Here is a 13,104-nt window from a genome sequence, read left to right on the forward strand (position 1 = left end):
CTCCAGAACTCACTCATTAATACAGGTCAGGTAACAACCCGGCTAAATCCACGATGGCAACGGCCCCTATCTGCCTCTGGCTTCTGACTGGTAGTGGAAGGGTGTTACGCCCGTGTGCTGTTTAAACAACCGATGAAAGTGTGAGTTGCTGGTAAAACCACACTCCATCCCGATTTGACCAACTGATAAATCAACGGTAGCCAGCAGTTTACGAGCGTGGCTAATGCGAAGTTCGTTTAAGTAGTCGACAAATGTTTTTCGGGTACGATTCTTAAAATATCGGCAGAAGGCAGCCGGGGCCATCCCCGCTACCGATGCAATCTGGTCAATTCGTATCTCACCCCGAAAGTTAGCCAGCATGAATTCCAGCACCTGTTTCATCCGTTCGGTTTCGGCATAACCCGTAGCCAGTTGATACCCATCACTGGCCAGTAGTCTGGCTTCCGTATCGGTGGCTAACTGGTTCAGGATAGCTAGCAGGGCCAACAACTGTGATAAGCCCGTCTGCCTGGGCAATTGCTTTATTGATTCAGCAACCGATTCGCTACAGGCCGGGCCGAAGTGCAGCCCGTAGCGGGCACGCTGGAGCAGTTGGCGGATAGCTGCCGCTTCGGGCAAAACGGCCAGTACACGCTCATCGAACGCAGCCGGAAACTGCACCACTATAGACTCCGCCCGCAGGCTGGAATCGGCCTGGTAAAACTCATCGTCATTACGCCAGAAATGGGGAAGATCGGGCCCAAGCAACACCAGATCACCCGCCCGAAAGGTGTCGACATGGTCGCCCACGAACCGACGGCCATAACTTTTAGGAATGTACGTCAGCTCATACTCCGGGTGGTAATGCCAAAGTGAATCGAAGTAGGGTAACTGAAATTGCCTGACTAGCACCGAACGCTGGTCACTGAGCATCACCTTTTCATACAATGCTTTCATTTAGTGCGCTATTTTGATGTAAAAAATAGGTTGTATCTCGGCATATAGTCAAAATTGCATATAAACTGGTAAAAACAGGGCAACATAGCATGCAGGGATGTTTTTACTTTTGTATCGTAACAACGCAACAAACCACCCCCTTTACCCTCATGGAAACGACAATTGATAAAGAAGCACTGTTAAGCGAGCTAAACAGACCTTATGCCATTAGTCCCGACGCTGTGGCCTTTTATCGCCAAAACGGGTACGTCAAATTAAAGCAGGTGCTAAGTCCGGAGGTACTTACCTATTACGGCGATATTCTGACGGACCTGGTTTTTCGGCTTAATACGCTCATCAAGCCTATGGAGGAGCGTACAACCTATGAGCGGGCTTTTCTCCAGATTATGAACCTTTGGCGGGAGGATGAACAGGCAAAAGAGTTCGTTTTTTCGACACGACTAGCCCGGATTGCTGCCGATCTGATGGGGGTGGAGGGTGTGCGAATTTACCATGACCAGGCCCTGTACAAAGAACCGTCGGGTGGGATAACTCCCTGGCATGCTGACCAGTTTTACTGGCCTTTGGCATCGCCTAACACCGTTACCGTTTGGATTCCGTTGCAGGAAACGCCCATGGAGATGGGGCCGCTGGCCTTTGCCGAAGGAAGTCAGCACGTAGAAATAGGCCGTGACATTGAAATCAGCGACGATAGCGAGAAACTCCTGGCCGATGAACTGCAGAAGCAGAATTTTCCCCTTAACAATACCCCGTTCGAGCTGGGTGAACTGAGTTACCACGCAGGCTGGACGTTCCACCGGGCCGGGCCGAACGTATCCGACCAGCCCCGTAAAGTAATGACCATGATTTACATGGACAAAGACCAGGTTATTGTGCCGCCCCGCAATAAATACCAAACCGCCGACCATGCTAAATGGCTCAACAACGTTCCGGTTGGCAGCAGTCCCCAAAATGAGTTAAATCCAGTCCTGTTTAGCTATTAGGATTGTTAGGAGGGGTTTCAGGTAGTGAGGCCTCGAACTGCAACGGAAAAGTCATTGAGTTGGTAGTAGTTCAGTGCGTATAGGACAAATTTGCATCAGGTCTCAATTTGAACCGGGGCCTGATGCAAATTTGTCCTATACGCGATTCAGTAACAGCCATTTATTGCTTAAATAGGCGACTGTTGCCATTGATGGAAATATTTTTGCGGTATTTCTGTTGTTCTACCAAATCATCATTTTCCAAAAACGAAATGAAGTCCTTCCTAGCACTCGTTGTAGGGCTGTTTATCAGCCTGACCACAACAGCGCAGATACGTAAAGACCCCACCAACTGGTCAGTTAAAGTCGATAAACAACCCACTAAAGTTGGCGACGTTGTCAGCATCCAAATTCAAGTCCGCATCGCTGACAGCTGGCACATTTACTCCAACGACCTTAACCCGGATATTGGTCCGCTGCCAACCTCGTTCAAATTTCCGAAATCGGAGAATTATACGCTGGTAGGAAAAACAACGCCGGTTGGCGTTCGGGAGGTTTTTGAGGAGGTCTGGGGAACAAAGGTTCGGCAGTTTGAAAACAAAGCTCTTTTTGTCCAGAAAATAAAGGTACTAAAGCCCACTTTTACCTTTGCCGGAACGGCCGAGTACATGTCCTGTTCCTCAAAAGATGGCACCTGCCTGCCCCCCGCTGAAGTGGACTTATCAACGGAGGTGAAGGCTATAGCCTCAACAGGCGCAGTCCCTGGTACTACCATAACTGGCGTAGCATCAACGCCTGCCCCGACATCAACTGTTACCAAACCCACATCCGAAACAACGGTGGCCGCTATGATGCCAGACCCTGTTCCTGTGGTATCTGACACGGTTGAAGCGGAGAAGTCAACCGTGTCGGAAGTTATCAGCAATCCTGAAGAAGTGTTGAAAGAGGAAGCTGAGGCATCGGATGGTTCGCTGGGCGGCTTCCTGCTGGCGGCTTTCCTGTCGGGTTTAGTGGCCCTGCTTACGCCCTGTGTGTTTCCCATTATTCCGGCCACCGTTAGTTTTTTTACCAATCAGCAGGGTGGGCAGTGGAAGGCATTACTGTACGGCTTTTTTATTATTGCTATCTACGTGCTTATTGGTACGGTGGTATCCCGATTCAACGGACCGGCTTTCGCTAATTTCGTGAGTACGCACTGGGTGCCCAACCTCCTGTTTTTTGCCATCTTCTTCATTTTTGGTCTTTCATTTCTGGGTCTTTTCGAGATTGTGCTGCCTAACTCGCTTATCAATCAGGCCGATGCCCGGTCGGAGAAAGGGGGTATTCTGGGTATCTTCTTTATGGCCTTTACGCTGGTACTTGTCTCATTTTCATGTACGGGTCCCATCGTCGGTAGTTTGCTGGTGGCCTCGGCGGGTGGCGAAGTAATCAAACCCATTTTGGGAATGGCCGCTTTTTCGTCGGCTTTTGCGGTGCCGTTTACGCTGTTTGCCGCCTTTCCGCAGTGGTTAAGGGGATTGCCCCGGTCGGGGGGATGGCTCAACTCGGTCAAGGTGGTGCTGGGTTTTCTGGAACTGGCTCTGGCGTTTAAATTCCTGAGCGTGGCCGACCAGGTATACCATTGGCACCTGCTCGACCGCGAAGTATTTCTTTCCATCTGGATTGTTATTTTCGCTCTGATCGGCTTTTATTTTCTGGGTAAACTTCGTTTGCCGCACGATAGCGAAACCAAGTTTATCAGCGTACAGAAACTGCTCATGGCTATTGCTACTTTTTCGTTTGTGGTGTATATGATTCCGGGATTGTGGGGTGCCCCGCTGAAAGCTCTTTCCGGCTACTTACCGCCCGAAACCTCGCAAGATTTTAACCTGCACAACCAGCAATCAATGGGTAGTACGTCATCCCAGCCAACCCTTACGGAGTCAATAAAATACGCTGACCTGTTTCATTTTCCCCGTGGCTTTCAGGGTTTCTTTGACTACCAGCAGGCGTTAAACTATTCCAAAAAAGTAGGGAAGCCGGTATTCATTGATTTTACGGGGCACGGCTGCGTGAACTGCCGCGAAATGGAAGCCCGTGTCTGGTCAGACCCGGCGGTAATGTCAAGATTGCAAAATGATTACGTGCTGGTTGCGCTGTATGTAGACGATAAAACCGAACTGCCCGAATCGCAGTGGTATACGTCTACCTACGATGGAAAGGTGAAAAAAACCATCGGTGCCCAGAACGCGGATTTGCAGATTACGAAATACAACAACAATGCTCAGCCGCATTATTGCCTGGTCAATAGTGAAGGAAAGCTATTGGTGTCTCCTAAAAACTACGACCGCGACGTAGCGAATTTTGTGGCTTTTCTGGATGCGGGGAAAGCGAAGAGTTAAGGGTGTCCTTATCATTTTAAAGAATGAGGAATCTCCAGACAGGAAATTCGAGAGTCCTCTTATCTCAACAAAAAATCCCCGCCTGGTTCAGACGGGGATTTTTTGTTGAGATGATGTTTGCTTAAGCTACCGACTCCGCTGGAATGGCCTGGGACTGGACCAGTTCCAAATCGGGTCTCGATTGGTCGGCAACCGTTACGCGACCCCGTTCTTTCCGAACAATGCGGGAGTACAACGAGATTTCCTGGTCGAACAGGAACCGGAAGAATAACCGCACATACGAGGTATGAAATTTCAGGGTATCGTAATATTCCGGGGCCGATTTCTTGATTTCGGGGAGCTTGTTCCAGGGAATAGACGGAAAATCGTGGTGCTCGTTGTGGAAACCTACGTTCAGGTTTGGACCGTTCAGGCCGCCATAATAGCTGTACGTTTCCTGCTCCGGGTCAAGGGTCAGGTAGTGTTCCTGAATCCAGCGGGCACCCAGCGGATGGAAACCAACCGAAAAGAACAGGCAAAGCAGCATAAATGCCAGTGCTTTCCAGCCAAACAGCACCACAATAAGGGTGTCAAAGACCAATTGAACCAGGATATTGGCCAGCACCCATTTGTCGATGACTGCCAGTTCGTGCATCCGCAGGGTACGAATGGCCTGGAAAATGGGGAAAAATAACAGCCACAGGGCTTTACCAATGGCGTAGTTATTAATCAGCTTTGCTTCATACCAGTCGGGCAAATCAGCGTCCAGCTCATGCACACCCTGAAACGCGTGGTGCTTGATATGGAAGTTTTTGAACGAGAGCGCCGTAGGTAATATCGTGGGCAGATTCGCAAAAATGGCCGCCCACATATTGGCGGTGGGCTTACGGAAAATCAGGTTATGCGCTGCTTCGTGAATACACACGAACAGAGTGTGGGCCGGAAATGCGCCAATAAACCAGGCTGCAGCCACAATAACCCACCACGACTGATCCCGTACCAGCCAGGCCATACCAGTCATCAGCGACACACAAGCCAGAATAACCCAAATCGTATTCGGGTTTTTTTGTCCGATCAATTTCTTGAGTTCCGGGTGTGATTTTAGTATTTGTCGGGTACGGATTCGGTGGGGTTCGGAAGCGTTTGAACGAACGAAATCTGTTAACATTGCCATAGATGAGGTGTCGCTTTTATAACGGGGCCGCCCATGTGGGCGATGAAAATGAACAGTAAAATTAATACATTTTCAACTGGCTGCAACATGCCGTTTGCCGAAACATATCTGATTTTTATCCTATTCTCACGAAAAACAAGAAAGGCGAAGCTAAGCAGCTTCGCCTTTACCGATTCAGGTTGATTCAATCAAAAAATAGGTAGTAGTGAATGGTAAGGTAATGCGTAATGAATGGTGAAAGTAGTGTTTAGTATCCAATAGGGAAGGAGTAACCAAGCGATACGGCCACGCCCCTATTGCGCACATTGACATTGACAATGGGCACCTGTATTTGCCGGGTAAAACCCTGCGTATAGCGACCTTCGACGAAAAATTTGCCGGTTCCGGCATCCATAGACAGGCCAAGTCCGCCAACGGCACCTACATCCCAGCGGTTTAGCATGCCGCCGTAGTTGACATCTACATCGTAAGCCTGCGTCGTGAACAGGGCGGAGGCACGCGTCCGGATTCGCCCGTCAACAGCGTAGCTTACGGCAGGTCCTGCAATAATATAAGGTTGTACGGCTCCGTCTGTCAGGTTGATTTTAGCCAGCAGTGGAATCTCGACGTGTTGCGACTGATAGGCTATCGTGGCACCAATGGGCAGGTTGAATCCCCCCAGGTTTACATCAATCCCTTCCCGTATGGCAACTCCCTTCTGTACATAAGCAAACTCAGGGCGGAACGAAACGCGGTCACTCAGCGGAATATCGAGAAAAATAGCTCCCGTTGGGCCAACGGTTGAATGAAAAGCGGGGGTCAGGCTGCCCAAGTATTCAGGCTTGGAAGCAAACCCTATGTTGGCTCCTCCCCGAACACCGATTTGAACCTGGGCAAAAGAGGATTGAGAAACCAGGGAGCCTAAGCAGGCAATAAGACCGACAAGCACAATGCGTTTCATGATAGTAGGAAAAAATAAAGTAAAAAGTGAGAACATGAATTTAATCGTGTAAAATGTCGGCAATAGGCGAAGTCGTTGTTTTAAGTGATTTCGTAGGTTAGAGGATACCGGTATGAAAAGGATTAATCCCGGCGAAAAAAAAAGAATGAGCCTCTTCATTAACTTGTTTTGAGTGGTGATTTTCAGCCTTTCAGCCATTGTACTTTTTCTTGAAAACATTGTTATACCCTTGTACCTTTACCAATCAACGATACCTTTTAGCCTAAACATGAAGTACGTCAAGCCAACCAAATTTAGTTATCTGCCTAAACTGCTGATGCCACTGGATGTGCTTGGCCTTTTTGAGTGTGATCCTTTTGGTGGCTCATTGCTGGTCAGGCGGATGCTGATTGGAATAGTGGGCTGGTCTACCTATGCCCGCTATACGGTAGTGAACCGGATTCAGATTGAGGGTACGGAGAACCTGGAAAACCTTCCGATCAACAACGTACTTTTTCTCTCGAATCACCAGACCTATTTCGCCGATGTGATTGCCTTTTTTCACATCTTCTGCGCCGTAAAGTGGGGATTTCAAAACACTATGTTACCCCCTGTGTATCTGTTAGCTCCCCGCGCCCGGCAGTATTACGTGGCCGCTTCCGAAACGATGCAGAAGGGTCTGTTGCCCCGCATTTTCTCGGCTATTGGCGCCCTCACGATTGAGCGGTCATGGCGGGCCGAAGGGCGTGAGGTGCAGCGGTCTGTCGATACGACAGCGAATGATAAGATTGCCAAAGCGCTGGCGCATGGCTGGGTAGTGAGTTTCCCGCAGGGTACCACTACTCCTTATGCGCCCATTCGGAAAGGCACGGGTCATCTGGTCAAAAACATCGAGCCAATTGTTATTCCGGTTGTCATCAACGGGTTTCGGCGGGCGTTTGACAAGAAAGGACTGCGGTTCAAAAAACGGAATACCCTGCTTACCGTACAGTTCAAGGCTCCTCTTGACTATAGTGCGGAGGATACCGTTGAGGATATTGTAGCCAAAGTAAGGCACGCCATCGAGCAGGATACCCCGGAATGGGCGCAGGATAAAAACTAGGATAGATGGTAACCATGAAGGCTAATTCCGGAATAAACGGAGTATCACTAGACCCAAAAATGACTGGATATGTACGCTTACTTTGACTGGAGAAAGACACTGAAAAATTACTTCTTCCCCGCTTGTGCTCTTGCCTTTGCGCTATCCGTTTCCAGTTGTAGTAATTCGCATAAGCCAACTGATGGCCGGGATTTTTCCCGCGTGGTGCAGGACACAAACCCTCCGGTAGAGCCGCTGTCGCCGGAAGCGAGTATGGCAAAGATTCAACTGCCGCCGGGGTATCATATTGAACTGGTGGCCAGTGAACCCATGATTCAGGAGCCGGTAGCCCTGGCCTGGGATGGTAATGGCCGACTGTACGTAGCCGAAATGAACACGTACATGAAAGATGCCAGTGCCACCGGCGAATACGCGCCCACCAGCCGCATCAAACGACTGGAAGATACGGATGGAGATGGCCGGATGGATAAGTCAACCATTTTCATCGACAGCCTCGTGTTACCCCGCGTCATTTTGCCGGTTGGCGACGAGCTGTTGGTTGGTGTAACCAACGTGCAGCATATCTGGAGCTATCGGGATACCAACGGCGATGGCAAGGCCGACGAGAAAAAAATAGTGTTTCGCAATGAAGCCATCGACTCCCGAAACCTGGAACATCAGAATGGGGGATTAGTCTGGAACCTGGATAACTGGATTTACCCAACCCGCGACAATCTGCGGTACAAATACCAGCAGGGGAAATTAATAGCCGATACCCTGATTGACAACATGATTGGCCAGTGGGGTATGACTAATGATAATTATGGGCGGCTGTTTTACTCCGAAGCCGGTCCTGGCCTTCCCGCCGTGCAGATTCAGCAAAACCCGGCTTATGGTGCCCTGAACTTTGCTGACCAGTATTCAGAAGACTTTACGAAGCCCTGGCCCATTATTGGAACCGTCGATGCGCAGGGCGGACGGGACGCCCTGCGGCCGGAGGACAATACGCTGAATAAATTCACGTCGGGTTGTGGGCAGTCTATTTTCCGGGGTGACCGCCTGCCCGCCGATATGCAGGGCGATTATTTTATTGCCGAGCCGGTTGGACGCATCATCAAGCGCGGTAAAGTGACGAATCAAAATGGGAAGATTTACATTGCTGATGCTTACAAGCAGAAAGACTGGCTGGCTTCGGCCGACATGAATTTCCGTCCTATAAACACCTATACGGGTCCCGATGGCTGTTTTTACATTGTAGATATGTACCACGGCATCATCCAGGAAAGCGAATGGACGAAACCCGGCTCGTATCTGGGGGGTATTATTCAGCAGAAAGGGCTGTATAAGAATCGGGGAATGGGCCGCATTTACCGCGTCGTTCATGACGACTTTACCCCGGATACCCATCGCCCAAATATGCTCAATGAGTCGAGCGCCCAACTGGTTACGTACCTGGACCATCCCAACGGCTGGTGGCGGGATAATGCCCAGCAATTACTCATTATTCGGAATGACCAGTCGGTAGTACCAGTCCTGAAACAGATTTCCCTGGGTGAAAAAGCGTCGCTGGCGAAAGTGCCTGGTCCATTGGCCCGTATTCACGCGCTCTGGACACTGGAAGGATTGAAGGCTATCGATAAACCCACCCTCTTTCGGGCCTTTACCGATCCTGAGCCGCAGGTGAGAAAAACGGCCGTTTGGATTAGCGAACAGTATCTGGATAAAAAAGACCCGGACGTAATTGCCAAACTGGCTATGTTGGCAACCGACCCAAGCCCCGATGTCCGTATTCAACTAGCCCTGTCGCTCCGAAGTCATAAGACGGACCATACGCAGGCCATCGTCAAAATGCTGCTGGCCGACAACCCCAAAAATGAGCTCATGCAGTTTTCATTTACCACCTTTGCCGAAAGCCAGAAAGTGCAGGAAGCAGAACGGGCGCGCACCCGAAACCTCAGCCCCGCCGACCGCGCGCTGGTCACCAATGGTGCTACCATTTTTAAGCAGCTTTGCGCCACCTGCCACGGCCCCGATGGCAAAGGCATAGCGATGGGCGGCAAGCAGATGCCCGCTCCTCCGCTGGCGGGTTCCCCTCGCGTCAGGGGTGATAAGATTTTGGTTACGCAACTCCTGCTCAATGGCATGCGGGGGCCGGTCGATGGGAAAACGTACCCGGATATGATGCCCTCAATGGGCGGGAATGACGATACATGGATTGCGTCGGTGCTGAGTTACATCCGTAACAGTAGCGAACTGGGGAATAAATCATCCGTCGTTACGCCCGCCGAAGTGGCCGAAGTACGGGCTAATACCCCAAAAATGCCGGGAATGACCCAACAGGAACTGGAAATCTTTAAACTGGGCCGTGCCGAACGGACAAACTGGAGCAAACCCGATGAGAAGAATAAGTCAGAATAGCATCAGGTTTAGCCGGTGCTGGTTATCCGCTTTGCTGTTCCTCTTTTACACCCCCCGGCTGGTGGCGCAGGACGCTACCTATACAAACAGCATCGGGATGAAGTTCGTCCTGATACAGCCAGGCAGCATGCTGGTCGGTCGTTTTCAGCCGCCTTATCCGAAACAAAATCCGTCGGAGAATGCATCGGCTGCCCAAAAATCAGGGTTACCCTGGACGGGTAAAGAATACCAGCTTGCCGAAAAACTGGTTAAGCAGGATGCCCGGCCGGGCTTTCCGGTAACGATCAATCGCCCATATTACATCGGTAAATTTGAGGTAACGCAGGGCCAATGGAAGCAGGTGATGGGTACTAACCCATCCGCTTTTCAGGGTAGCAAAGTTGCCGATGATGCCGACCAGCACCCCGTTGAGAACGTGACATGGCAGGATGTGCAGAAATTTATATCGAAACTCAACGCGCTGGATAAAGGCAGGCATTATCGGTTGCCCACGGAATTTGAGTGGGAATACGCAGCCCGGGCAGGTGCTAAAGACGACATAGCCTGGAAAGATATTCAGGCTTCTGCTCAACTGGGTTCCGTCACGACTGGCCGCGTGGGCCAGAAAGCGCCGAACGCCTGGGGTTTGTACGACACGCTGGGCAATGTGTGGGAGTGGGTGCAGGATTATTACAACGAGAAACTCTTTGCCGACCCGTCTCCAACTCGTACCGGAAAACAGCATGTATTGAAAGGGGCTTCGTTTATGGGTGACGTGAAAAATGCAACCTACATGACCCATGCCGGTGGACCGGGCAACGGATGGGATGTTGGTTTTAGGGTAGTGCTGGAAACGAAATGATATAATAATGCACCCAAAAGATTTATTGACGCTCTTACTGCTCACGTTATCGCTGCATACGGCTTACGCCCAGATTGGCAAAATTCCGGCTGGATTCACACCCATTTTTACCGGGCAAGACCTGAAAGGATGGCACACCAGCAGGACTTCGCACCAGGGAACGACGGGTAATTTCTTCGTAGAAAAGGGAGCCATTACACTGAAGCAACACCCATACGGCCAGGGTGGCATTTTGCTGACCGACAAAAAATACGGCAATTTTGAACTGTACCTGGAGGCTAAAGTGGCCTCTTTCTGCAACGGAGGGATCTTCATCCGCTCGACCGAAAGTGGGGCAGCGTATCAGATTGAACTGGCTATGCCCGGCTCACTGGGAGACCTGCTGGGCGAGCGGATGAAGGTGAGCAAAGGGGCGCATGCTGCCGCCATTGCCAGCGTCTGGAAGCCCGGCGACTGGAACGCGTTCCGTATTCGCATGGAAGGGGATATTCCCACCATCAGCCTATGGGTAAACGATGAACCGATGTGGACCGTTACCGAGCCGGTCAATGACTTTGTGGCCGGTGAAACAACCGGCATGATTGGGTTGCAGGCCCACTGGTCGGCGGTGTATTCCGAAGCAGCCAACGCCTTTAACATGGCTAATTCCTGGAAACCCGGTGCCGCTCACCGCTTTCGCAATATTGCCATCAGGGAGTTAAAATAAGGGGGAAAGTTAATACGCTCCCTGACCCATCAAAACGCTACGGCCAGTAGTCCCGGTCCCGTTCGGAAACAGCGGATTTCCAGCCGTTCTTCATGGTTGGGTAAGCGTACATGGCCTACCAGTTCCTCCGCATCGTCGGCAAAGGGTTCAACGTGCAGGTGCTCCCGAAAGGTGAGCTGGCGTTTGCCGTATAATTTATACAGGGCTTCTTTGGCGCACCAGTAAATAGCCAGTCGATGCGGGTCATTGGCCGCGTGAGTAATTTCGTTGGCCGATAAAACACGCGGCACTACCCGCCTGAATTGCTCCCGAATCGGCTCGATATCAATGCCAACCGGCCTTGATTTATGCAGGATAGCCGCTGCCCAGCCACTCGTATGCGAGAGGGATATATGCCAGTGAGAGTCAATCAAAAATGGTTTTCCGAATTCGTCTTTTTGAAGCCCCTGGTACCTGGCGCCCTGTTCTACAATCAGTTTTCGGATAGCCACCCGACAGGCCAGCCATTCAACCCGCTGTGCCGGATGAGTTATCATGGCCAGTTCTTCCTGCTCCGTATTGGTCAAGGGTAAACCAGCCCAAAGTGTCGGCTCATCATCGGTAATTGACTGGAGTATGGCTACACAGTCCTCATTTAGTTGCAATGTCACAACTCAAAAGTCGGAAGACGTGCGACAAAAAGAAAGGTTTAACGACCTTTGATTGTCAACTTATTCGTTTGAATGCTGTGGTGGTAGAAAAAATAGACACATTTGGCGGGCATCGCGACCCGGTTTACACCCTCGAAAACAGTGCTGTATCGGACCAGTTTTTCTCGGCCGGGGGCGATGGACAGGTAGTACGGTGGCGACTGGAACGGCCTGATTTGGGAGAATTGGTAGCCACGGTACCGGCATCGGTGTACGCCCTGGCTATGCACCCGACCAGTGGATTGCTATGGGTTGGGCAAAACTTCGCTGGTATTCACCTGATTGATTCCGATAAAAAACAGGAGGTGTCCTCCCTTCAATTAACGTCGGCTGCCATCTTTGACATAAAGTTTTATAAAAACGACGCTTTTCTGGCACTCTCGGATGGGGTTGTGGTTGTGGTTGATGCTGACCAGTTAGTAGCCCGGAAGCATCTGAAGGCAACTGACCAGTCGGCGCGGTGTATAGCAATCAACCCGGTTGAGCGGGAGTTCGCCGTGGGGTACAGCGATCATACCATCCGCATTTTTGACTTGCTGACATACGCCCTCAAGCAGGTTATTTCAGGGCATTCAAATTCGGTTTTTACGGTTGCCTACTCGCCCGATTTTCGCTATCTGCTCACCGCCGGGCGCGACGCTCACCTTACCATTTGGGACGTGGAAAAAAACTATGCACTGCACCAGGACATCGTAGCGCATATGTTTGCCATCAATCACCTGGCGTTCAGTCCGGATGGTAGTCTGCTGGCTACGGCCAGCATGGACAAATCCATCAAAATCTGGGATGCCGAAACGTTTCGATTATTGAAAGTGGTGGATCGGGCGCGTCATGCCGGGCATGGTACATCCGTCAATAAGCTACTCTGGACGGCCCCCCGTCAGCTTCTCTCTGCCAGTGATGATCGGACAATTTCGGTGTGGAAATTGTCCTGACAAACCGTGGTTACATACGAATACTCTATTTTTTGGCCTATTTTTTGTAAATTCCATAGAATGGCTGTTAATTTCACCCTTAT

The 13,104-nt window shown here is 50.7% G+C and carries 11 protein-coding genes; 7 read left to right on the top strand and 4 right to left on the bottom strand.

Annotated elements, in window-relative coordinates:
• Positions 1 to 66: 66 nt before the first annotated feature.
• On the bottom strand, positions 67 to 936 hold the full coding sequence (locus B156_RS0103020; protein ID WP_018618150.1) for an AraC family transcriptional regulator: 870 nt from the start codon (positions 934 to 936) through the stop codon (positions 67 to 69).
• A 149-nt stretch (positions 937 to 1,085) separates the two neighbouring features.
• On the opposite strand from B156_RS0103020, the gene B156_RS0103025 reads away from it, so the two are divergent.
• Both B156_RS0103025 and B156_RS0103030 read left to right on the top strand, forming a co-directional pair.
• Positions 1,086 to 1,919, top strand: coding sequence for a phytanoyl-CoA dioxygenase family protein (locus tag B156_RS0103025; protein ID WP_026260559.1), 834 nt, complete (start codon positions 1,086 to 1,088; stop codon positions 1,917 to 1,919).
• A gap of 251 nt (positions 1,920 to 2,170) precedes the next feature.
• Positions 2,171 to 4,279 (top strand): protein-disulfide reductase DsbD family protein, encoded by a 2,109-nt coding sequence (locus B156_RS0103030; protein ID WP_018618152.1) that lies wholly within the window; start codon positions 2,171 to 2,173, stop codon positions 4,277 to 4,279.
• 121 nt (positions 4,280 to 4,400) lie between these two features.
• Here B156_RS0103030 and B156_RS0103035 read toward each other — a convergent pair whose 3' ends face one another.
• A complete protein-coding gene (locus B156_RS0103035; RefSeq protein ID WP_018618153.1) occupies positions 4,401 to 5,426 on the bottom strand; it encodes a fatty acid desaturase in 1,026 nt (341 codons plus the stop codon).
• Positions 5,427 to 5,679: 253 nt separating this feature from the next.
• Entirely contained in the window at positions 5,680 to 6,372 is a 693-nt protein-coding gene (locus tag B156_RS0103040) for a porin family protein (RefSeq protein ID WP_026260561.1), read from the bottom strand.
• 268 nt (positions 6,373 to 6,640) lie between these two features.
• On the opposite strand from B156_RS0103040, the gene B156_RS0103045 reads away from it, so the two are divergent.
• The 4 genes from B156_RS0103045 to B156_RS0103060 all read left to right on the top strand — a co-directional run bounded on the left by B156_RS0103045 (position 6,641) and on the right by B156_RS0103060 (position 11,397).
• Positions 6,641 to 7,453, top strand: a complete 813-nt coding sequence (locus B156_RS0103045) for a lysophospholipid acyltransferase family protein (protein WP_018618155.1) — start codon at positions 6,641 to 6,643, stop codon at positions 7,451 to 7,453.
• A 69-nt stretch (positions 7,454 to 7,522) separates the two neighbouring features.
• A complete protein-coding gene (locus B156_RS0103050) occupies positions 7,523 to 9,850 on the top strand; it encodes a DUF7133 domain-containing protein (protein WP_018618156.1) in 2,328 nt (775 codons plus the stop codon).
• The gene (locus tag B156_RS0103055; protein WP_245563675.1) at positions 9,828 to 10,691 is read left to right on the top strand and encodes a formylglycine-generating enzyme family protein; all 864 of its coding nucleotides are present in this window, start codon (positions 9,828 to 9,830) and stop codon (positions 10,689 to 10,691) included. The genes B156_RS0103050 and B156_RS0103055 overlap by 23 nt, the downstream gene beginning before the upstream one ends.
• A gap of 7 nt (positions 10,692 to 10,698) precedes the next feature.
• Entirely contained in the window at positions 10,699 to 11,397 is a 699-nt protein-coding gene (locus B156_RS0103060; protein WP_018618158.1) for a 3-keto-disaccharide hydrolase, read from the top strand.
• Positions 11,398 to 11,426: 29 nt separating this feature from the next.
• Here B156_RS0103060 and B156_RS0103065 read toward each other — a convergent pair whose 3' ends face one another.
• The gene (locus B156_RS0103065) at positions 11,427 to 12,047 is read right to left on the bottom strand and encodes a 4'-phosphopantetheinyl transferase family protein (RefSeq protein ID WP_026260562.1); all 621 of its coding nucleotides are present in this window, start codon (positions 12,045 to 12,047) and stop codon (positions 11,427 to 11,429) included.
• A 77-nt stretch (positions 12,048 to 12,124) separates the two neighbouring features.
• Between B156_RS0103065 and B156_RS0103070 the strand changes: the two genes are divergently transcribed.
• Complete coding sequence (locus B156_RS0103070; RefSeq protein WP_026260563.1) at positions 12,125 to 13,021, top strand: WD40 repeat domain-containing protein; 897 nt, start codon at positions 12,125 to 12,127, stop codon at positions 13,019 to 13,021.
• Positions 13,022 to 13,104: the final 83 nt, after the last annotated feature.

The sequence above is a fragment of the Spirosoma luteum DSM 19990 genome (assembly GCF_000374065.1).
GTDB classification, from domain to species: Bacteria; Bacteroidota; Bacteroidia; order Cytophagales; family Spirosomataceae; genus Spirosoma; species Spirosoma luteum.

Bases quoted from the DNA above. Each gene is read 5' to 3' on its own strand.
- B156_RS0103020 (WP_018618150.1), bottom strand. From the start codon at position 936: ATGAAAGCATTGTATGAAAAGGTGATGCTCAGTGACCAGCGTTCGGTG.
- B156_RS0103025 (WP_026260559.1), top strand. From the start codon at position 1,086: ATGGAAACGACAATTGATAAAGAAGCACTGTTAAGCGAGCTAAACAGA.
- B156_RS0103030 (WP_018618152.1), top strand. From the start codon at position 2,171: ATGAAGTCCTTCCTAGCACTCGTTGTAGGGCTGTTTATCAGCCTGACC.
- B156_RS0103035 (WP_018618153.1), bottom strand. From the start codon at position 5,426: ATGTTAACAGATTTCGTTCGTTCAAACGCTTCCGAACCCCACCGAATC.
- B156_RS0103040 (WP_026260561.1), bottom strand. From the start codon at position 6,372: ATGAAACGCATTGTGCTTGTCGGTCTTATTGCCTGCTTAGGCTCCCTG.
- B156_RS0103045 (WP_018618155.1), top strand. From the start codon at position 6,641: ATGAAGTACGTCAAGCCAACCAAATTTAGTTATCTGCCTAAACTGCTG.
- B156_RS0103050 (WP_018618156.1), top strand. From the start codon at position 7,523: ATGTACGCTTACTTTGACTGGAGAAAGACACTGAAAAATTACTTCTTC.
- B156_RS0103055 (WP_245563675.1), top strand. From the start codon at position 9,828: ATGAGAAGAATAAGTCAGAATAGCATCAGGTTTAGCCGGTGCTGGTTA.
- B156_RS0103060 (WP_018618158.1), top strand. From the start codon at position 10,699: ATGCACCCAAAAGATTTATTGACGCTCTTACTGCTCACGTTATCGCTG.